We start from the raw sequence: 21,972 nt of genomic DNA, 5'->3' as shown, positions 1-21,972 counted from the left end.
CGCGCCATTACCTTATAATCTGCTAGAATGAAACGGCCCTACTCCGAGGGAGTGGAATTTTGATCTTGCATGTAATCCCTTCTTGCAGACTAGCCAAAATGAGCGTTTTGAGCTAGCGAGCGTAGCTCTCAGGGGCGTGTTTACACCTGCCTGTTTTACCATATACCGCAACTTGAGTTAAGGACTTAAAACTCCGGATGGCCCAACCAGATTAGGTACGATCACAAAAAAAGCCCCTGCAGTCTGCAGGGGCTTTATACTTTAAGGCTAAATTATACTAGTACAGGTAATCCAGCGCAATTTTGTCGTTTGAGTTGAAGGGACGGTTCTGGCCAGAGCCGATGCAGGCAAGCATCCATGAGTTTGGATCCTGCGTTGTTGGCGTGCCCGGAATGTGGATAGCACCTACAGTAGAAGCCCCCTCGTTCGTGTAGCTGCCACCGCAAGAGTAGCTACGGTCCATGTAGTCGGTGTGACGGAAGCCGATGCAGTGACCGATCTCGTGTGCAAGGATGGTAGCGAACCAGTTTTGGTTAGGATTAGAACCGATATATCTTTCCTGGATCAGTATCTCATTGTGCGGATCACCGGCAGCAGTAGGGAATCCGGCTGATGCCAGGTAACGCGCACCCTTTGGAGACGCCTTTAGATAAATATCAGCACCAGAGGACACACGACGCATTGTAATGGTCAAGTTCTCGGCATTGTAACGGGCAATTGCTGCATCCAGCGCAGTTACATACGTAGATGGCAACTTAGGATCCATAGCCAATGTGATCTCGCGGCCAGAACCGGCATTAACAAGGTTGGTAGTGCGGTACTGCTCTACTTCACCTACGCGCAAAGCTTTCGTATTGTAAGCACCACTAAGGTCACTCTCAGATAAGAAGATGTCGCCTTCAACAACATAGCCACCATCAGTCTTCTCAACATTCTGGTTGCTGAAGCCCAAAGCCTTGATCTGAGCTAATACTTCCTGAGAAGCTTCCTCCTTGTTAGAGATCTCCTCTTCTTGCTGGCATGAAGAAAATCCAAGGGTAGCCACTACAGCAGCACACAACAATAGTCTTTTTGTAAACATGTTTTTTAATAATTTAAGTTAGACATATCTAAATATAGATATATCAATGTTATAACACAAGATAAAATTTATTTTTCTGTGTTTTAACTTCAATTATTTTTCCCACTCATAGTATGTGTAAAAACAGAAAGGCCTCTGCATTGCTGCAGAGGCCTTATATATTGACCTTATACTAAACAGTTCTTAGTACAGGTAGCTTAATGCAGTTTTGTCGTTTGCATTGAACGGACGGTTCTGGCCAGAGCCGATGCAAGCTAACATCCATGAGTTTGGATCCTGCGTTGTTGGCGTGCCCGGGATGTGGATAGCACCTACAGTAGAAGCACCCTCGTTCGTGTAGCTGCCACCGCAAGAGTAGCTACGGTCCATGTAGTCAGTGTGGCGGAAGCCGATGCAGTGACCGATCTCGTGTGCCAAGATAGTAGTGAACCAAGCCTGGTTAGGGTTGTTACCGATGTAACGGGTAGCAATCAGGATTTGGTTGTGAGGGTTGCCAGTTGAAGTTGGGAAACCTGCAGAGGCAAGGTACTGTGCTGATTTAGGAGCAGCCTTAAGATAGATGTCACCACCAGAAGAAACACGTGACATTGTGATGGTCAGGTTCTCCGCGTTGTAACGGTCAATAGCCGCATCAAGCGCAGTTACATATGTAGATGGCAAAGAAGGGTCGATAGACAACGTAATGTTACGACCAGTACCAGCATTTACAAGGTTGGTTGTGCGGTATTGCTCAGACTCACCAACACGAAGTGCTTTCGTGTTGTGCGCAGAGCTCAGGTCACCTTCTGTAAGGAAAATGTCACCTTCTACCACATAACCACCTTCTGTTTTCTGCACATTCTGGTTGCTGAAGCCAAGGGCTTTGATCTGAGCTAATACTTCCTGAGAAGCTTCCTCCTTATTAGAAATCTCCTCTTCTTGCTGGCATGAAGAAAATCCTAATGTAGCCACTACAGCTGAGAACAATAGTAAACGTTTTGCAAACATGTTTTTAAAAAATTTTAAGTTAGACATAATTTAAATATAGGAGTATAAAAGTTATAACACAAGATATTTTTTCGGTTTTTTCTCATGCTAAACACACTTTTTTGTAAAATATAAAAAAAACTATACTAGCATTCAGTTTATATAATTTTTTAAAGCCAAATTTAATTATAAATGAATCAAGCATGCATATGCAACACCACTGCAAATGCAACTTCATCTACAACAACACTCCTCTTATAATACAAATAGCAAAACCCTATAAAAACAAAGGGCTCCCCTGTGCGAGGGAGCCCTTTGCTTTTATAGTAAACTGCTAACTAGTAGATGTAGTTAAGTGCAGTTTTATCGTTTGCGTTGAACGGACGGTTAACACCTGTTCCGATACAAGCAAGCATCCAAGAGTTCGGGTCCTGGGTTGTTGGCGTGCCAGGGATGTGGATAGCACCTACTGTAGAAGCACCTTCGTTATAGTACGCGCCGCCGCAAGAGTAGCTACGGTCCATGTAGTCAGTGTGACGGAAACCGATGCAGTGTCCCATTTCGTGCGCCAGGATAGTAGCCAGGTAGTTAGTACCAGGGTTTGAGCCTAAGTAGTCAGAGTTAACTACAACGCTGTTGTGAGGGTTGCCTGATGATGTAGGGAAGCCAGCAGATGCCAGATAAGTAGCTCCTGCAGGTGCCTTAGAGAATAGGATCTCATAGTTAGAAGACACACGCTGGAACTTGATAGTCAGGTTCTCTGCATTGTAACGGGCAATAGCTGCATCAAGGGCTGTTACATAAGATGATGGCAAGCTGGTAGTGATCGCAACACGGATAGTACGTGAAGAACCAGTGTTTACAACGTTAGTAGTACGGTACTGCTCAGATTCCCCAACACGAACAGCTTTCTGATCATAGGCTGTAGTAAGGTCTTTATCGCTTAAGAAGATATCGCCTTCTACAATATAGCCTCCATCAACCTTCTGCACATTCTGGTTGTTGAAGCCCATGGCAGAGATCTGGCTCAGTGCAAGCTCAGAAACTTCTGCTTTGTTTGTGATCTCCTCCTCTTGCTGGCAAGAAGAGAAACCAAACACAACCGCTAAAGCGGCAACTGCAAGTAAACGGGTTACTTTCATAAAAATTAAACAATTAAAAGTTAGACATATAGGTTAAATAAACAGAAAATGCACAGGTAAACACTTAGCCATCGGCACGCACTTTTATACTTAGTGCCACCAACAGGTAAGCCAGGAACATAAAAAGGTAAAGGGAAGCTTTAACACCTACACCCCCAGCCTGCCGGCCAGGTTATGTTTATTGCAGATGTTTGTATGGTAAAAGTAAGGGATAACATCCTGTAAAAACAGGAATAATTGCAACTAAAGGTAACATGGCATTTTTTATAGCCTAACTGAGTTTGCTGGGGAATTTCGAAGAAAATGTATTAAAAACACATCTCAAAAAGTGCGAAAGGTAACAGAGAGAATTGTTGCAACTGAGTTTCAAATTAACTAATTCTTAGCAACTTACAATGCTTTTAGAAAAAAAATCGGGCTCCGGCACTTTAAAAGCCCCGGAGCCCGACAAATTTATAAATAGGTACTTATTAAAGAATGTTATTGATCTGTTCTTTAATTTTCTCTAGTTCTTCCTTCATTTCTACTACATGGTGCTGTATGGTGGCATCATTTGCCTTAGAGCCTATGGTGTTTATCTCACGCCCAATTTCCTGGGAGATGAATCCTAGCTTTTTTCCTGTAGGCTCGGGCAGGTAAACGGTTTCGGTAAAATAATGCAGGTGGTTTATAAGCCTTACCTTTTCCTCAGCAATATCGAGCTTCTCCATAAAGTAGATCATCTCCTGCTCAAAGCGGTTCTTATCAAACTGCTCCGAGTTGGAGATTTCGGTAAGATGGCCCCTTACCCTGTTGCGGATATTCTCCATGCGAACAGGGTCATGCTTATCTATCTCGGCAAGCAGGATACGGATACGGTCCACGTAAGACATGATCTCAGCGGTAAGCGCCTTGCCCTCGTCCGCACGGAAGGAGTTTATACTTTTGAGAGCCTCCTCCAGTAAAGGCTGCACAATGCTCCAGTCTGCATCCTCTGCTTCTTCATCCTGGTCCTGTTGCAATACCTCAGGCATGTGCAACGCCAGGCGAAACAGGTCCTGCTTAGAGGCGCCAACAGCATCGGCTGCCTGGTTCAGTTCATTGTAGTAAGCCTGCAGCAGCTCACGGTTTATGGTATTCTTCGCCTTCTGGGCTTTATTCTTCGTGTAATCTATACTTACCGTTACCTTGCCTCTAACGAGTGCTTTGGTCACCATATTCCGGATCTCATACTCTTTATCGTTCAGGTAACGCGGCGTACGCACGCTCAGGTCCATCCCTTTCGAGTTCAAAGACCGGATTTCAACGCAAATGGTGTATTGGTCGGAATCTAGGCGGGCGCTGCCAAAGCCTGTCATGGACTGCAACATAGTTTTATATAATATGGTACGCTGGCAAATTAGCTATAATTATTCATTTTTATGCGACATGCCGCCATCAAAGCACCTAAAAGGCTGCCTAACACGGCAAGTTCACTTAATTTACTTATTACCCGAATTCTGATCTTGTAGTTTTCTAAACCCGCTTTACTTGCAATAAACGTACAACTTATACTTCCCAAAGGCACATTGCGCTCATGTGCCAACCCGACTTGAGATTGCAGGCAAAAATCCATACTTTTGCACCCGAAATGACAACAGCTGCTCTATTTATAAAAGTCACTCCACCGTGACACATGCCTTACCCGATTGCCATTACCTGGCCGAACTAACATCTATACATTGTCTTTTTAGTAAAACCACCTTGTGCGGCTGTTTGCATGCTATACTTATACCGCATCCGTGCCGGCACAGCATAACATAGTTATTTAAGTATGATTTACAGTCCGATCAACTTCCGAGAGATCAACTATAAGAATGAGATCCTTTCGGGCCTTACAGTAGCACTGGCCCTTGTGCCGGAAGCCGTTGCCTTTGCCTTTGTAGCACATGTAGAGCCGCTGGTAGGTTTGTACGCTGCCTTTATTGTCTGCCTTATCACCTCAGTTTTCGGAGGCCGCCCCGGCATGATATCGGGCGCAACCGGTGCGCTTGCCGTGGTAATGGTGGCGTTGGTAACTACCCATGGTGTAGAGTACCTGTTTGCTGCCATTGTGCTCATGGGTCTTTTGCAGATCCTTTTCGGGGTATTTAAGCTAGGTAAGTTTATTCGCCTGGTGCCCGAGCCGGTGATATATGGTTTTGTGAACGGCCTGGCCATCGTGATCTTCATGGCGCAGTTTGGTCAGTTTAAATATGCCGATGTAGGCGGTAATCTGGCCTGGCTTGAGGGCACCTCGCTTTACCTGATGCTGGCGTTGGTTGCCCTTACAATGCTGATCATTTATGTGCTACCTAAAATCACTAAGGTGGTACCGGCTGCACTTGCTGCTATTGTAACCGTATCTGCCATCGTTATCGGCTTTAACCTCGACACCCGAACAGTTGGCGACATGGCATCTGTGGCCGGTGGCCTGCCTCAGTTCCACATCCCGATGGTGCCGTTTAACCTGGAAACGCTGCAGATCATTTTCCCATACTCGCTTATACTTGCTGGCATTGGCTTGCTGGAATCCTTGCTTACCCTGACTATTGTGGATGAACTGACCAACACACGCGGCCGTGGTAACCAGGAAAGTATGGCCCAGGGCCTGGCCAATGTGGTTGGCGGCTTTTTCGGGACAATGGGTGGCTGCGCCATGATCGGACAGAGTATCATTAACGTGAGTTCTGGTGGCCGCACCAGACTGTCGGGTATAACGGCGGCCGTTATGTTGCTGGTGTTTATTATGTTTGCCTCCAGCCTGATCGAGATGGTGCCTCTGGCTGCATTGGTTGGCCTTATGTTTATGGTGGCGATCGGTACATTTGAGTGGGCTAGTTTCAGAATGCTGCGCCGCATACCAAAATCGGATGCCATTGTAATGGTAGCTGTTACCATACTTACCGTGATCTTTGACCTGGCCATCGCCGTTGCCATTGGTGTGGTGATCTCGGCACTGGTGTTTGCCTGGGACAATGCCGTACGCATACGAGCCCGCAAGCACACCGATCAGAACGGCGTAAAGCATTATGAGATCTATGGCCCACTGTTCTTTGCCTCAACTGCCCCTTTTCTGGAGAAGTTTGACGTTGCCAACGACCCAGAGGAGGTAGTAGTGGATTTCAGAGAATCAAGAGTCGTAGACCATTCCGGCATAGAGGCCCTGAACAAACTAACGGAACGCTACCTACAGGCCGGTAAAAAACTACACCTGCGCCACCTAAGCGAGGACTGCCGTAAGCTTATAAACCGTGCCGGTGATATTGTGGAGGTAAACATCCTGGAAGACCCGCATTATGCCGTAGTAACAGATAAGCTGTCTTAAGTAAAGTATACATACTGTTATAAACCTGCGGCCATACTTTATAGTATGGCCGCTTTCTTTTAGATAAGTCCGGATGCCAGCCCAAGGGCAACAAGTATAAGCATAACGGCTACAATCATTTGCAGGGCCTGTATGGTCACTTTCTTTAATAGCGCATTACCCAGCAGTGCACCCGCAAACGCAGCAAGAGTAGCTGCAGCCAGCGAAGTATAGTTTATACTTTGCTCCCCAGAAAAGATCAGTTTGGCATACACACTAATGCGGGTAACATCTATCATGCAGGCTATAACCACACCCGTAGCTATGAATGCCTCTTTGGCAAGACCTGCTTTAATAAGAAAAGCACTACGCAGTGCCCCCTGATTACCCGATAAACCTCCGAAGAAACCGCTTAGCAATCCACCCACTGGAAGGTACTTCGGGTTAAAGGAGAGCTTCATAAGCCGCGGCACCAGGTCAAACAGCGAGAAAAAGATGATCAACAGGGCCACGATCAGCTTAACAGGCGTGATGTAGAATAACCTATCTGCCAAAGTATAACTTGCCAGCGGCTCCCACTCCGAAATGATGGCCAATAGCGCAGCCCCGGCAAATGCAGCCACAATAGAGGGCAGTCCAAATTTTAGCACCACCGGAAAGCGAGCATGCCTGCCAACCAGGGTAAGTTTGAACAGGTTGTTAAGGAAATGTACCACAGCCGTAAGCGCAATGGCAATGTCTATCGGGAAGAAGAGTGCAAATACCGGGACCAGCAGTGTTCCCAGACCAAATCCAGAGAAAAACGTTAGGCCGGATGCTAAAAACGCAGTAGCACAGATGAGCAGGTAATCCATGTGCTAAAGTATGGCTAAGGCACCATTTTATTGGCCGCGTCAATCATGGCTAACACTTCTCCAGGGTTCTTACCCACACGTTCTGCCCTTTCCTTCCCTAACCGCACCATTACAATGTTTTTCTCCGGTATTACGATGATGTATTGGCCAAGTATACCTCTGGCATAAAACACATTCTGGCCCTTATACTCCGGAAGCAGCCACCACTGGTAGCCGTAAAAATCTACCTTCTCCTGGTCACGCTCATCAACTAGGCCACTGGGTGTAAGCGATGCCTGAACATAGGCAGGCGGCACAATGGTATCGCCATTCCAGACACCGTTGTGCAAGTATAACTTACCAAGCCGTGCAAAATCGCGGGCATTTGAATAGAAGCAGCAATAAGCCTTTTCCATACCTCCGGGCCGGTCCAGGCTCCACTCAGCATCGTGTTCCGCCCCAAGGGGTTTCCAGAGTTTTTCTTCTGCCAGTTCGCTCAGGCTTTTGCCGGTGGCAGCCTGCAGTACCATACCCAGCACTTGGGTGTCTCCGCTTTTGTAACTAAATTTTTTACCGGGTTCTTCAACAGCTTCCAACCTGTCTATTATTTTTTTGAGATCAGTGCCGTAATAGGCTTCGGTGGTAACAGACAAAGGACTGCTGTACGATTCATCCCAGTTCAGGCCAGAACTCATCCAGAGCAGGTGCTTTATTTTAATATTAGCCTTGTCGCCTTCCCTGAACTCCGGCAGAAAATCACCTACAGGCTGCTCCACGCTTTTAATATGTCCTTCTTTTATGGCCATGCCCACCAGCATACTTACTATACTTTTAGCCATCGAAAACGAGTTGCTCAGCGACGCATCAGAATAACTGTCCCAGTACTGTTCGTAAAGTATAGAATCGTTGTGGATAAGCAGAAAAGCAACCGAGCCGATGTCCTGGTGCAGTTGTGCAAGCTCCTGAGGCAGGCTTATCTGGTTATAGTTCGGTGCCAGTGGCCATGGCTGCGCCTTACGGGGAGCATCGATCTCGCGCTGATGAAAAATATCCCTGTCATCGATGTCGGCAAAGTTGTAGAGCACCGCCTTGTACAGGTAATTCTTATCAGCCATGTGTATCCAGGCCGCCGTTAAAGTCAGCAACAGTACGGCGCCCAGTCCAAAGCGCTTCGTCTTTCGGTTCATGCAGCGATGTTAGAAGTCGTAACCCAGTGTTATGTAGAACTTAGGTCCTTTGCGCTCAAAATCCTCCTCGCCCCAGGCTACATCCAGCTTGCCATAAACACCCAGCAGTGTGGTACGGGCACCAAAACCATAGCCTAGCAGGAATGGGTTACGATAGTTTATTACAGTTATTTCGAATGGGTCTACTTCTGTTGGGCTTGTGCGGCCACCGATCACGCGTGTGTTGATGGAGTTATTACCTGTGAATGGGTTTGAACCGTTGTAGGCCGAACCGGCATCGGCAAAAGCTGTAAGCTGCAGGTTCCGGAAGAAGCCTGAAGGTATAGGGCCATTATAGAAGTACTGCACAATCGGTACACGAAGCTCAGCGTTTGCCATCAGGTATTTGGTACCGTTACGGGTGTTAAAGCTGAAGCCCCGAAGCGGTGTGGCATACTCCAGGTAAAACAAGTCGGCAGGCGACTGTATCAGGATATCGTTCTGATCTGACTCTTCATCGTCATCGGCCAGCAGCCAGTTGTCCATCCCCCCGATCAGGAAGCGCTTAGGTGAGTTTCCGAAGAAGGAGCCATAACCGATGCGGGTTGCCAGCACGATCTGGCGGTGCAGCTTCTGGTAATGGCGCAGGTCCACATAAAACTTGCTGAAGTTAACCGCCGATTCCTCAAAGCCTTTTAGGGTAAGTATACCGGCTTTCATACGGGTACCTTCGCGCATGTTAACGCCTGTCGCCACGGAGTTATCATACACCAGCTCCAGGTTGGCACCGCCAAAGTTTGTAATGCTGTCAGGGGTCACAAAGCTGTTAACGAAGGTAAACCTGGTGTTCACGAACTTTGGCTGCGCCCTTAAGCTGGTGCTGTGGCTAAGCGGATAAACCAGTATAGGCGAAAACTCATTTTTTGAGAAGCGAAGCCTTGCCCCGGTTTCAGGCACCTCAGTAAGTATAATATCACGGCGGAACTGCATGCCCAGGTCAACCCTGTTCTTCAGGTTCATGTACTCGGCCCACACGCGGCTTGTTTCCAGGTCGGTTCTGATAAAGGCGCTGCCCCGTATGTGGTGGTTCTCAAACAAATCGCTCATGTTCACACCGGCCACAATACCAAATCCCAGCTGTGGGTCGGCATATACCGATGTAACGATCTCGTGCACGCTAAAACGCACATCGTAATCCAGCGGCCCGGTGATCTGTTGGTTAGCCAGCGCTGTGGAAGCCCTTCGGACAGGTGCCGTTGTAGCCTTGGTTGTATCAGACTTGGCAGCCTGCTTGTTCTCCCCGAACTGGTAGTTCTCGATATTTACTTCGCCGGCGGCCCTGGTTGGTGCTTTTTTCTTTTCCTGGCTCTCCAGCAGTTTGCGCGTAGCAGCCGACTGCTGTGGTGCCCTTACCCGCGTCTCCAGTATTATCTGGCGCGAAGTCTTGGGAAGCTCGTTTAGCGTGGTAGGTGTAAAATTAGGCAACATGTATACAAAGTCACGCCCACGGTCCCGGGCCACAAAGGCTAGTGTGTTGGTGGTAGTTGCATAGTCGTAGCTTTCAATGCCTTGCATAAAATTGGTTACCGGAGTACTGGTGCCAGTATTCAGGTTGTAGCGGTACAAGCTACGAATGCCGCTTTCCTCGCTTAAGTATACCAGGTCGCCGTTCTCAAGCACACGGGGTTTTAACTCGCTGGCCACCGAGCTGGTAAGCTGGCGCACATTGGTCCCCTGCGCATCTATCATAAAGATATCGTAGTTGTTTACCACGCTGGCAAAATTGGCATCCGGGGTGGCGCCTGTTGTGTCTACCCAACGGTTAGAGCTGAAAACCACGCCTTGGTTACCTTTTAAAAATGCCGGCTGCACATCGTCGTAAATGTCTTTGGTCAGCTGTTTTTGCAAACGTCCATTGGCGCTTAGCAGGTAAATATCTGTCTGGCCCTCTCTGGAGGCACTAACCACTATACTCTGCCCGTCTTCCGAATAATCCATATCATACACCTGCGTAAATTGGTCCAGGGTGGCCGCAGGAGTCGTAAGATTTTCATAAAACGGAAGCAAGGTATAACGGTCACGGGCATCAATCTGGCGCAGCGTCATTTTGCCGCGGCGGGCCTCAATAAATCCCAGCTGCGTGTTAGAGCGCCATGCTATTACAGGCAGTTCATAGTCTACCAACTGGTCAAGCGTTTTATAGCCGCCGCGCCACACAACCCTTTCTTTACCGGTGCGCACATCACGCACGATAATCTTAAAGCTGCCATTGTCCATTTCGGCATAGGCAAGCGTGGTACCGGCCGGGTTTAAAGATGGCTCGGAATACCGATGATTCTGTTTGTTCTTATTAATGATCCTGGCCGACTCGGGTACAGCGACCAACTGGTTATCAGAGCTGGTATTGATTTGCACGTAGTAGTTTTTCCAGTCCTGCAGAAAGCGCTTGTAAGGTATGTTCAGGCTGCTGGTTATCCCGATCTCCACATCGCGGGTAATGCGTGTCAGGTTAAGTATATTTTGTATAGCTGTGTAGCCATAGCGCTCGGCAATGTAATTCCAGATAGACTGGCCTGTAAGCATGGGATTGCGGACAAAGAATACCTGCGGGGTCTGTTTTTCCTCCAGTAGCATGTCGCGCATAAAGTTATCCATCCGTATGCTCCATCCTTCGGCAGTGTAAGCGGCCACTCCGCTAATGAACCAATCCGGCAGGCGCAACAGGTAGCTGCTCTGCAAAGCCTCTTTCAGGCTGCCGCCATACATCATGTCGTTCAGCAGCAGTTCGGTCAGGGAATAACTAAGATCGCGTTTAAACTCGGTTTGGGCACCACTGAAAGCCAGCTCTATCTTGCTCTTCATGAACAGGGTTTCGCCGCCTGTCTCATATTGGTCTGTATCCAGGCCTATATTGCTTTGGCGCAGGTCGGTTGGGGAGTTGTAAAGTAACAGCGTGATTTTGGAGTATGGGTAGTACCCGATCAGGCTGGTGATGCGTTTTAACTCTTTTTCAGCGTACTCGGCCGCATTTAGCGCCGCCTCTTTTCCTCCGCTGTAAAAGTATATGTTAAAGTTCTGGGTGCTGTAAAGCTTCCAGTCAAAGTTTTTATATTGAATGCGGCTCTTCCCGAAAGCATCCTGCCCTGGCTGGGCCTGCAGGGTGTTTACTGTAAAGAAGCACAGCACAATCAGCAACAAAGTATAAAAACGCATGCGCTTAGGTTTGATGGTTCTGGTGTTTTATGTAGTCGTAATATAACGAAAAATATCGCGAAATGTGTATCTCCGGAAGCAGGTTAGTTTTACCCTCCAGGCTTTCTGCAAAGTTCCCGGCAAGGTACGGCGACATCATCACCCCTTTCGAGCCCATCCCGTTGAACACGCTCAGCTGCCCGAACTCGGGATGCGTACCTGCCAGCGGGCGCCTGTCGCGCACAGCTGGCCTGATACCAGCCCTGTGCCCTACTACGGCAAACGGTTCGGATGTAATTTGCTTAAACCGCTCAGAAAGCTCTGCCTCACCTGCGGGTGTCGGATTTTCGTCGGCTTCGCGCCAATTGTAAGTTGCGCCGATTTTAAACCTGCCACTCCCTATCGGAACAACGTAAACCGCTTTGTTATAGATGCATTCCGGCTCGAAATTATCGGTCTGCACCTCCAGTACCTCCCCCTTGGTAGGCTGCAATGGCAACCATTTAAAGTATGGATTGTTTACAGCCTGGTACCCCTCACAGAACACCAAATGCTTTGCAGCTATACTTTTATACTTCACACCGGCATCCGTCAGGTATAACTCCTCAAAGTCAAAGCGTTCCGGCAACAGGGCACCTTGCTCCAGCAAGTCTTTCTCCAGCAGGCGCAGCATCTCTTCTACCTTAAGGTAACCCCCTTTGCTTATCATAATGCCACCATACGGGTCGTCTATGCCGGGCTGGTTTATACTTTGGGTATAGGTTGCCGAAATATAACCTTTCCAGCCTTCGCCGGTGCTTTTGGCCATCCAGGTGTTTTGCTCCTCAATAGAAGAAAATATTTTATAGATAGGCTTACGGATGTATAGCTGCTGCCCGAAACGCTGCGACAGTTCATCGTAGAAAGCATTGGCGGCAGGAATAAACTCATCGGCCAGCCACGACTTAGCAAAACGCTTGCCTGCCACCGGGTTAACCAAACCAGCCGCCACTTTGGAGGCAGTGTCTGTTTTCGGTTCGTCGATCACCAGCACACGATGCCCTTTCTTGCGTAGGGTATAAGCTAAAACAGCCCCTGCAAGGCCATGCCCAACAACTATAAAATCGTAATTCATTGAGGCAAGTTACAAGATGTACAGGTGAAATTCGTAACTTAGTTGCCGATTTTGTGGCCCAGAAAGCAAAAATATACCCAATGGAAGTTACCTGCCTTACCTTCAACCCTTTTCAGGAAAACACTTACCTGCTGCACGACGAAACAAAGGAGTGCGTGGTAGTGGATCCGGGGTGCTATGACAAACGCGAACAGGAAGAACTGAAAAAATACATCGCAGACAAAGGGCTGAAAGTGGTGCGCCTGTTAAACACGCATTGCCACATCGACCATGTGCTGGGAAACAAGTTTGTAGCCGACACCTATGGCGTTGAACTGGAGATCCACCCTGAGGATGAACAAACCTTACGATCGGTTCCGGCTTATGCCCCTGTGTACGGTTTCCCGATGTATGCCGAGCAGCTACCTGCCAAATACCTAAAAGAAGGAGAGAACGTAACTTTTGGCAACACAGAGCTGGAGGTGATCTTCGCCCCGGGCCATGCACCCGGCCATGTGGTTCTTTATCATAAAGAAGATAAAACCGTAATCGGTGGTGATGTGCTGTTCCAGGGGAGCATCGGGAGAACCGATCTGCCTGGCGGTGATTTCGACACGCTTATCCAAAGTATAAAATCCAAGCTTTTCACGCTGCCCGATGATGTTACGGTGTATCCCGGCCATGGTCCGGAAACAACTATCGGCTACGAAAAAAAGTATAACCCATTTCTGCGCTAACGGCTGCCTTCACGCATGAAGAAACACATACCCAACGCCATTACCTGCCTGAACCTTTTTGCTGGTTGCCTGGCTTTATACTTCGCATTTAAAGGAGAGTTAGTGTATACCGCCTACCTGGTGGGCATTGCCGCTATTTTCGATTTCCTGGATGGCATGATTGCTCGAGTGCTGCATGCATACTCCGAAATAGGCAAGCAACTCGACTCGCTGGCAGACATGGTATCGTTTGGTGTGGTGCCGGGCACTGTTATGTTTATGCTGCTGCAACGCGCCGGCGATAGCTTCCTGGGTATACCTATGCAAACACTGGCCTTTTTCGGCTTCCTGATCACGATATTCTCGGCGTTGCGCCTGGCCAAGTTTAACATCGACACACGCCAGACGACTTCCTTCATTGGGTTGCCAACTCCGGCCAACACCATCTTTGTGGCTTCGCTGCCGCTTATACTTGAGCACGGAGACCTTTTATACTATGAGCTTATACTTAACCCATGGGTGCTGCTTATACTTACGGTGTTGCTGTCTTATCTGCTTGTGGCGGAGCTGCCGTTGTTTGCGCTTAAGTTTAAGAACCTTAAATGGCAGGACAACTCAGTGCGGTTCATTTTCCTGATCCTGTCGGTTATTCTGGTGATAATGCTCAACTTCGCAGCTATTCCGCTTATCATTGTGCTGTACATACTTTTGTCGATCATCAAAAAAACCTCACACTCATAAAGTTAATTGCCTGATTTACAGCAACAGGAATAAATGTTTAAAATCTGGTAATACTTTATCAGCAGGATTACAACAAGACCCAAAACAGGTTTGAAACCCCGCTGAATTACAATAAATTAACCGTATATTTGTTACATACCAAAAAGGTGTGCCAGGATCAAAGGCCCGGGTTACCTCGTGGTTTCTATATTACGGTTTTCGGATGAGGTCATTTCTACTCGTTTTTGTTAACACATTTATACTTATAAGCTTATTTGCTTCTAGTGCCAGTGCCCAGCAAAGTATAAAGCTTAACTGGAATGGCTACGAGAGCGCACTGCCTGCTGATAACCTTCCGGATAAAGTGCCAGCCTTTGAGGGAGCCACTTTAGACCCTACGGAGCGCCTGCCCTATTACCGCCTTCGCCTACCTCAGCACATAGATAACTTTACCATTGCTGAGGCGGTTTACCAGCCCTTTACCACTGAAGACCAGAAGCTGTTTGGAAAGTATAACTTTGGCGCCAACCCGGAAATACACATCACTAACAGCACCCAGAATAAAGTACCCATAGCCGTTGTAACATTACTGCCGATCCGGCGCAACCCACAAAGCAACCAGCTTGAGAAACTCACCAGTTTTACTTACAAGTATACTTCGGCTACTATAAAAGCTGAAAATGCCAAAACCGGCACCCATACGTATGCCAGCAATTCTGTACTCAGCTCCGGCACCTGGTATAAACTGGCGGTTACGGCCTCCGGGGTGTATAAGATAGACAAAAGCCTGCTACAGGCGCTGGGTGTTAATGCCCAAAGTATAGACCCCAGAACAATACAGCTTTTCGGCAACGGCGGTGGAATGCTGCCACAGCCAAACAATATTGCACGCCCCGACGACCTTACCGAAAACGCTATCATGGTAATAGGTGAAGCTGATGGTAAGTTTGACGACAGCGATTTTGCCTTGTTTTATGCACAGGGGCCATATACTTGGGAGTATGACGCGACGCAGCAGCAGTTCAGGCACAATTTTAATGTTTATTCCGATACAGCCTTCTACTTCCTAAGGGTAGGTACCGCGACGGGTAAGCGCATCAGCAGCAGAGCCCAAACCCAGGGCGCTTCCCAAACCATAACAAGCTACAACGAACGTTATTTTCATGAGCGGGACCTGAAGAACATGGTGTTCTCGGGGCGCGAATGGTACGGCGAGGAATTCAGCTCCTTTGTATCATCCCAGAACTTCAGTCTGCCTGTTTCGGATATTGCACCCGGCTCTAACGTAAAGCTTACCGCTTTTTTAATGGCTAATGCCCCTACCGAAACCTCATTTACCATAAAAGTCAACAATCAGGTTATCGGCAACCCTAAAATACCGTCCCGTGGCACCTTCAGCTATCACCCCAATGGCACCAACAGTATAACTAACTATGTGATCAGCCAGCAGTCTCTTGGCAATCCTGCTACTTTAGAAACAAACCTGACCTTTAGCACCGGGGGCAGCTCTACATCTTTGGGTTACTTAAACTACCTGCTATTGAATTATGAGCGGCAACTGCGTTTTAAAGGCGAGCAAACCAGTTTCAGGTCTGTGGCAAGTATGGCTGCCCCCGTTAGCATGTTCCGGATTGCAGGCGCTCCAACAGGTGCCATGGTTTGGGATGTAACGAATCCGCTTGTACCCGTGCTGCAGCAAGCCGATGCCGGCTCCGACTTAAGCTTCAGTACATCAACCAGCACATTGCGCGAGTTTGTGGTGCTGCAGAATAACATCAGCAACAAACCAATACCGGCAGGAAAGGTAAACAACCAGAACCTGCATGCGCAAAACCAGGACGGCAACCTGGACTTCGTGATAATATCTAACCCAAGGTTTTTACAGGAAGCCAACAGACTGGCCGAACACCGACGCAAGTTCAGCGGCATGCAGGTGCTTGTTACCACCACCACCCAGGTATACAACGAGTTCTCGTCAGGGGCACAGGACGTAACCGCCATCCGCGATTTTATGCGCATGCTGTATAAGCGCAGCAACAAAAGCGGCCATAACCACATGTACCTGCTCCTTCTCGGCGATGCATCTTATGATTACAAAAACAGGCTAAGCAACAATACCAATTTCGTACCTGTGTACGAGTCCCGCCAATCGCTTCATCCGATAACAAGCTATTCATCTGAAGATTATTATGGGTTTCTGGATGACGATGAGGGCGAATGGGTAGAGTCTACTATCGGTGATCATCTGCTGGATATCGGTATAGGAAGGCTTCCAGCCAAAACAGCTTCGGAAGCTGCCGCGATGGTAAGCAAAATTATCAACTACGACAGCCCAACCCATTTCGGTAAATGGAAAAGCCGGGTTACCCTCCTAGCCGATGACGGCGACTACAACGAGCATCAGAATGATGCGGAGTTCCTGGCCAGCTTTCTGGAGAACAATGCCATCAACTATAACCCGAACAAAATATACCTCGACCTGTACCGCCAGGTATACGAGGCCAATGGACAGTCGGTGCCGGATGCGGTAGCCGCTTTAAACAAGGCTATCGAGCAAGGCTCGCTGATCACGAACTACACCGGGCATGGAAACGAGGTAAGCCTGGCGTCGGAGCAAATACTCACCATTCCGCGCATTAACAGCTGGAAAAACAAAGACAGGTTGACCTTTTTGCTGACTGCCACCTGTGAGTTTGGCCGCTACGATGACCCATCCGGTGTGTCAGGCGCTGAAACGGCATTGCTGCATCCAGAAGGTGGGGCAGTTGGGTTAATTACCACAACACGGCCTGTTTACTCTAATGGTAACCGCGTGTTGAACCGTAACTTCTTTAAGAGTTTCTTTACACCGGCACCTGGTTCTGGCACACGTTTAGGCGACCTGGTGCTCAATACCAAGAATAATAGCATCACGGATAATGTGAGTGGCTCTAAAGGGGTCAACAACCGTAACTTCACCTTGTTGGCAGATCCATCTCAGGAGTTGGTGGCTACGAAGTTAAGCGCTGAAATAACGCACATTAATAATAAACAAACCTCCTCTGATACTTTAAGTGCACTAGGAAAGGTAAACCTCAGGGGACGAATTAAAACAGACACAGGGGCCTTGGTATCCGCCTTTAACGGTGAGGTACAGGTAACAGTATACGAAAAGCCATCCATGCTTAGAACTTTGGGTGATGAGGGGTCGCCTCCGGTTTCGATCAAAGTGCGTGAAAGTATACTTTATGATGGTAAAGTAACCGTAAAGAATGGTCTGTTTGAAGTAGGATTTGTAGTACCGAAAGACATCGCTTACAATTATGGCCAGGGAAAAATCTCGCTCTATGCCAGTAACCAGGTGAAGGATGCCTTAGGGGCTAACCAGTCAATCGTAATTGGTGGCACAGCTAAAAATGTACAGGAAGACAACACCCCTCCCACATTACAACTATTCATGAATGATGAGTCTTTTGTGTTTGGAGGGCCTACCGGAAAAGACGCCGTGTTACTGGCCAAAGTTTTTGACGAAAGCGGTATTAACACAGCTGGCCTCGGAATCGGGCACGAGATAACCGCAGTACTTGATGGTAAAAATGAAAACCTCATCGTTTTAAACGATTACTATACTTCTGACCAGGATAGTTACCAGTCGGGCAGGGTAAAGTATAGCTTTAAAGACCTAACGGCCGGTGCCCACTCGCTTAAAGTAAAGGTTTGGGATACTTTTAATAATGCGACTGAAGAATATATAGAGTTTGTTGTATCAAATGACAGCAAAATTGCGTTAGAGCATGTGCTGAATCATCCAAACCCGTTCTCTACTAAAACAACATTTCACTTTGACCACAACAGAGCCGGCGAAAACCTGGAAATTCAGGTTCAGATATTTACCATTTCAGGCAAGCTAGTAAAGACGTTGGAAACGACAAGTTATGCAAGTAAGACGCACTTGGCAGAAATTACATGGGACGGCAAGGATGAATACAATGATGTGCTGGCAAAAGGCGTTTATATTTATAAAGTGAACGTGAGGTCGCAGCAGGACGGGTCTAAAGCTTCAAAATTTGAAAAGCTTGTGATATTAAATTAATATAGTTGCACAATATTTCTATATTTGGTATAGCATTATCAAAAATCAACATATGTATAAAAGAAGTACTTTGATAAAAGCAGTTGCTTTCATTCTAGCGTTTGCTTCGGCTCCTTTCGCATTCGCACAATCTACGGTGGGTAGCAATGCAGTAACTACTGCTGTACCAATTCTTACTGTTGCTCCCGATGCCCGTTCTGCTGCCCTCGGCGATGCAGGCGTAGCCATCAGCCCGGATGCAAACGCACCTTTCTGGAACCCTGCTAAACTTGGCTATGTACAGAACGACCTTAGCGTAAGCTTTTCCTATTCTCCGTGGCTACGTAATATCGTAGACGACATGTCCTTGAGCTACTTGTCTGGCTACAAAAAACTTAATGAAACTTCTGCTCTGTCTGTTTCTCTTTTATACTTTGACCTGGGCGAGATCCAGTTCATAGATGAACAGCGTAACCCGATCCAGGATTATAATCCAAAAGAATATACCGTATCAGTAGCTTATGGCCAGGCCTTGAGTGAAAACTTCAGCCTTGGTATCGGAGCCAGATTCATACATTCAAACCTTGCAGGTAATGTAAATGTTGGTGGTTCAACGCAGTCTTTCGAGTCTGAACCAGGTAACACTGCTGCCGTTGATGTGGGCGTATACTATAACAAAGACCTAAATCAGAAACTCAACCTGGCTTTAGGTGCCAACATTTCAAATATCGGAGGTAAGATCTCTTATACTACCAAAGACGAGAAAGACTTCTTGCCAACAAACCTGAAGATCGGTACTGCTACAACCTATAACCTGGATGCATACAACAAGCTGACTTTCCTGCTTGATGCCAATAAACTTTTAGTGCCATCGCCTGGGGCAGATAGTACCCAAACTGTACTTAGCGGTATTTTTACTTCTTTCACTGATGCAGAAGGTGGCTTTAGCGAAGAATTACAGGAAATAAATCTTTCTGCTGGTTTAGAATATTGGTATAACGACCTGTTTGCTGCCAGGGCCGGTTATTTTTACGAGCATCCAGAAAAAGGCGGAAGAAAATACTTTTCGCTAGGTCTGGGCTTAAGATACCAGAAGTTCGGAATCGATGCAGCATACTTAATTCCGAACGATCAAAGCAACCCGTTAGCGCAAACCCTTCGTTTTAGCATTGCGTTGAACTTAGATTAAAAAGTACTTATAAAGAATGCTTGACAGAACAATAGCACCAGAAATACACGAAATAGATGCAGTAACGCTACAAATAGCTGAGGTAACAAACTTAGACAACGGCGTTAGAGTACACAGCATCATCAACGAAACCCAGCCTGTCATCAGGCTGGATTTTGTTTTTAAAGCCGGTAAGTGGTATGAAAATGAGAATGGCCAATCCGATCTAAGCACTAAAATGTTGCTTGAGGGAACGGTAAATCTCACTGCTCGCCAAATAGCAGACAAGGTAGCATTTTACGGTGCCTCTCTTGATGTAAACCATGGCTATGACAGAACAGAAGTAACATTATACTGCTTGGCTAAATATGTAAATGAGCTCCTACCAATAGTTATTGATGTTTTGGAGAATCCTTCCTTTCCAGAAAATGAGTTTGAGCTATTAAAGCAACGTTCTCAGCAGAATCTAAAGGTACAGAGGCAAAAGAACAGTTACCTGGCTACTAATGCCTTTACTAAACAGATATATGGCGACGGTCACCCTTATGTATTCGGATATGATGAGAACGACCTCGAAAAGATCGATCTGGCCAAAATAAAAGACTTTTATAAACAACACTTCTCTACGAAAGACATGGAAGTGTTCGCTTGTGGCGCTGTAGACAGGGCTATGCATCAGTATATAACAAATAGCATTGGCAACCTAAAACTTAATATTAAATCAGAAACTGAATCTAGCGCTAACCAAGCCAGCATCGCAAGCAACTTAAATAAAACTGAGTTAGTGGAAATGCCAGATAGCCTGCAATCATCCATCCGGATGGGCAAACGGTTTCCCATGATGCATACAGAGGATTACCAAAAGCTTCTCGTACTAAACGAGATACTTGGAGGATATTTTGGTTCCAGACTGATGAAAAACATAAGAGAGGACAAAGGCTATACTTATGGGATATACTCAGCGATATCTCCGAAAGAGCATGACACTTTGTTTTTTATTGGTACTGATGTTAAAAGCTCAGTAACTGAGGATACACTTACTGAAATAAAAAAAGAGATTGCTCTTTTAAGATCTGATGAAGTACCACAGGATGAACTGGATACTGTAAAGAACTACATGCTCGGTAAGTTTCTGAATGACATTGCAACAATTTTTGAACAGTGCGATAGGTATAAGAGAATAGTGCTTAATGATCTGCCACAGGATTTCTATAATAATTACGTATCCGTAATAAGAAACATTACTTCGAAGGAAATAAAAGACCTTGCAAATGTATACCTCGCAGAACAGGATCTGTTTACAGCGGTTGCAGGCAAATATGAATAATCAACCAGCATAAATAGAAAAGCCCCTTATGGGGCTTTTTTTATGTACGTAGTAAATGTGCACTTATCTTGTCTGAAGTATAGTGAAGGTTGGCTTTCAGGCTTCTAAGCGGTTTAGAGTATTAACTAGAAACAGCAACCCGCCGTAATTGGTGTTTTCATCAAAAATTTGAAAGTGCTGACTATTATACTTGCTGGTGAGCCCACACAGCAAGGCAGGCAGTATGGATTTTAATAAATTCTAAACAGGCTCTTTATTAAATCACCTAACAAAGTATTCCTGTCTTGAATAGAAGATTAGCTAACTCAAGTTCGATTAACTCCTCCTTAGGGATAAAAGAAACAGTTCAAACAACCATATCTTAAAAGGTGCGCAGGGTGTGTTTACACCTGCCTGTTTTATACTATAGCGCAACTTGAGTTTGCTATACAGAAAAGCTATCACCAATTTAACTCAAGCTAAACGCAACTTCATAAATCTAATTGGGAAGCAACATAGCTTTATCCTGACAACAAAAACCTCAACATGTCCAGGAGAATGGGGTCAGCAGGCCAGGGGCAGAACAGGCTGAGCGCCCTGGCACGGCGGCACGGCTGCCAAAAGGGAACGGACCCGGGCATTGGAGGAACTATACGCCCATGACGCCCCAAGGCTGTTGAGCTCTAATGAAAATTGTCACCTTATGGGCAGGGCCGTTTCATTCTATTTTTTCCTGGCGCGAATCTCCAGATTCGTGACTAAATATGAATGTTGAGTCTCCGACTCAACTGGCCCAGAGGGCCAAAAGGCAGGTTGAGCATAAGTTTGCATGTGCCACTAGTGTAGATTTTAATAGAATGAAACGGCCCTGCCCTTGAGGGAACCACAGGGGTGTAAAAAGCCAGTTGAGAACACCTTTCGCAATGAGCAGACACCCCTCTAGGACCTGTGGTCGCAAGTTTCAAGCCCCCGTTTTCACTTGTCCTCAAGGGGAGAATCGTTGTACTATTTATTAATCCTCTAAGCATCACGGAGGGGCAAACTTTTAGGACTTGACGGCCCTGGCGTGAGTGCCCTGGAGGCGTTTGGCGGGCTGTGGGTGGGGGGAAAAGAAAAAGGGGGCAGCGTCCTTTTGGGATGCTGCCCCCTTTGTTGGGGTTGGCGGCCACCTACTCTCCCGGGTGTGACCCCAGTACCATCGGCGCGTCCGGGCTTAACTTCTCTGTTCGGGATG

At 46.9% G+C, this 21,972-nt stretch carries 15 protein-coding genes and 1 rRNA gene; 6 read left to right on the top strand and 10 right to left on the bottom strand.

The genetic code is table 11. The features are described from left to right. Positions 1-277: 277 nt before the first annotated feature. The 5 genes from AC4BAP_RS10840 to AC4BAP_RS10820 all read right to left on the bottom strand — a co-directional run bounded on the left by AC4BAP_RS10840 (position 278) and on the right by AC4BAP_RS10820 (position 4,783). Positions 278-1,081 (bottom strand): M57 family metalloprotease, encoded by an 804-nt coding sequence (locus AC4BAP_RS10840; RefSeq protein ID WP_490582669.1) that lies wholly within the window; start codon positions 1,079-1,081, stop codon positions 278-280. A 183-nt stretch (positions 1,082-1,264) separates the two neighbouring features. Next, positions 1,265-2,095: a M57 family metalloprotease gene (locus AC4BAP_RS10835; protein ID WP_490582668.1), complete on the bottom strand. Its 831-nt coding sequence runs from the start codon at positions 2,093-2,095 to the stop codon at positions 1,265-1,267. A 290-nt stretch (positions 2,096-2,385) separates the two neighbouring features. Then, entirely contained in the window at positions 2,386-3,189 is an 804-nt protein-coding gene (locus AC4BAP_RS10830; RefSeq protein WP_490582667.1) for a M57 family metalloprotease, read from the bottom strand. A 470-nt stretch (positions 3,190-3,659) separates the two neighbouring features. Continuing rightward, the gene (locus AC4BAP_RS10825; RefSeq protein WP_490582666.1) at positions 3,660-4,538 is read right to left on the bottom strand and encodes a YicC/YloC family endoribonuclease; all 879 of its coding nucleotides are present in this window, start codon (positions 4,536-4,538) and stop codon (positions 3,660-3,662) included. 29 nt (positions 4,539-4,567) lie between these two features. Next, positions 4,568-4,783, bottom strand: coding sequence for a hypothetical protein (locus tag AC4BAP_RS10820; RefSeq protein WP_490582665.1), 216 nt, complete (start codon positions 4,781-4,783; stop codon positions 4,568-4,570). 198 nt (positions 4,784-4,981) lie between these two features. On the opposite strand from AC4BAP_RS10820, the gene AC4BAP_RS10815 reads away from it, so the two are divergent. Continuing rightward, entirely contained in the window at positions 4,982-6,514 is a 1,533-nt protein-coding gene (locus AC4BAP_RS10815) for a SulP family inorganic anion transporter (RefSeq protein WP_490582664.1), read from the top strand. Between the two features lie 59 nt (positions 6,515-6,573). Here AC4BAP_RS10815 and AC4BAP_RS10810 read toward each other — a convergent pair whose 3' ends face one another. The 4 genes from AC4BAP_RS10810 to AC4BAP_RS10795 are packed head-to-tail and all read right to left on the bottom strand — an operon-like array spanning position 6,574 to position 12,798. Beyond that, positions 6,574-7,347, bottom strand: coding sequence for a TSUP family transporter (locus tag AC4BAP_RS10810; RefSeq protein WP_490582663.1), 774 nt, complete (start codon positions 7,345-7,347; stop codon positions 6,574-6,576). 14 nt (positions 7,348-7,361) lie between these two features. Further along, positions 7,362-8,513 carry a serine hydrolase domain-containing protein gene (locus AC4BAP_RS10805; protein ID WP_490582662.1) on the bottom strand — a complete coding sequence of 384 codons (1,152 nt, stop codon included), beginning with the start codon at positions 8,511-8,513 and terminating at the stop codon, positions 7,362-7,364. A 9-nt stretch (positions 8,514-8,522) separates the two neighbouring features. After that, positions 8,523-11,705 (bottom strand): hypothetical protein, encoded by a 3,183-nt coding sequence (locus tag AC4BAP_RS10800; RefSeq protein ID WP_490582661.1) that lies wholly within the window; start codon positions 11,703-11,705, stop codon positions 8,523-8,525. 4 nt (positions 11,706-11,709) lie between these two features. Continuing rightward, positions 11,710-12,798: an NAD(P)/FAD-dependent oxidoreductase gene (locus AC4BAP_RS10795; RefSeq protein ID WP_490582660.1), complete on the bottom strand. Its 1,089-nt coding sequence runs from the start codon at positions 12,796-12,798 to the stop codon at positions 11,710-11,712. Positions 12,799-12,878: 80 nt separating this feature from the next. Here AC4BAP_RS10795 and AC4BAP_RS10790 point away from each other — a divergent pair, with 80 nt between their 5' ends. From AC4BAP_RS10790 to AC4BAP_RS10770, 5 genes are all read left to right on the top strand, one after another. Next, positions 12,879-13,514, top strand: coding sequence for an MBL fold metallo-hydrolase (locus AC4BAP_RS10790; RefSeq protein ID WP_490582659.1), 636 nt, complete (start codon positions 12,879-12,881; stop codon positions 13,512-13,514). 15 nt (positions 13,515-13,529) lie between these two features. Further along, complete coding sequence (gene pssA / locus AC4BAP_RS10785) at positions 13,530-14,234, top strand: CDP-diacylglycerol--serine O-phosphatidyltransferase (protein WP_490582658.1); 705 nt, start codon at positions 13,530-13,532, stop codon at positions 14,232-14,234. A gap of 202 nt (positions 14,235-14,436) precedes the next feature. Next, positions 14,437-18,285, top strand: a complete 3,849-nt coding sequence (porU, locus tag AC4BAP_RS10780; RefSeq protein ID WP_490582657.1) for a type IX secretion system sortase PorU — start codon at positions 14,437-14,439, stop codon at positions 18,283-18,285. A gap of 70 nt (positions 18,286-18,355) precedes the next feature. After that, the gene (gene porV / locus AC4BAP_RS10775; protein WP_490582656.1) at positions 18,356-19,453 is read left to right on the top strand and encodes a type IX secretion system outer membrane channel protein PorV; all 1,098 of its coding nucleotides are present in this window, start codon (positions 18,356-18,358) and stop codon (positions 19,451-19,453) included. A 16-nt stretch (positions 19,454-19,469) separates the two neighbouring features. Beyond that, a complete protein-coding gene (locus AC4BAP_RS10770; RefSeq protein ID WP_490582655.1) occupies positions 19,470-20,759 on the top strand; it encodes a M16 family metallopeptidase in 1,290 nt (429 codons plus the stop codon). Between the two features lie 1,135 nt (positions 20,760-21,894). On the opposite strand, the gene rrf is transcribed toward AC4BAP_RS10770, so the two are convergent. Further along, positions 21,895-21,972 (bottom strand): 5S ribosomal RNA (gene rrf, locus AC4BAP_RS10765); the annotation flags it as partial.

It is taken from the genome of Pontibacter sp. GD7 (genome assembly GCF_058216375.1).
This window is presented reverse-complemented; position numbering and strand designations above follow the sequence as displayed.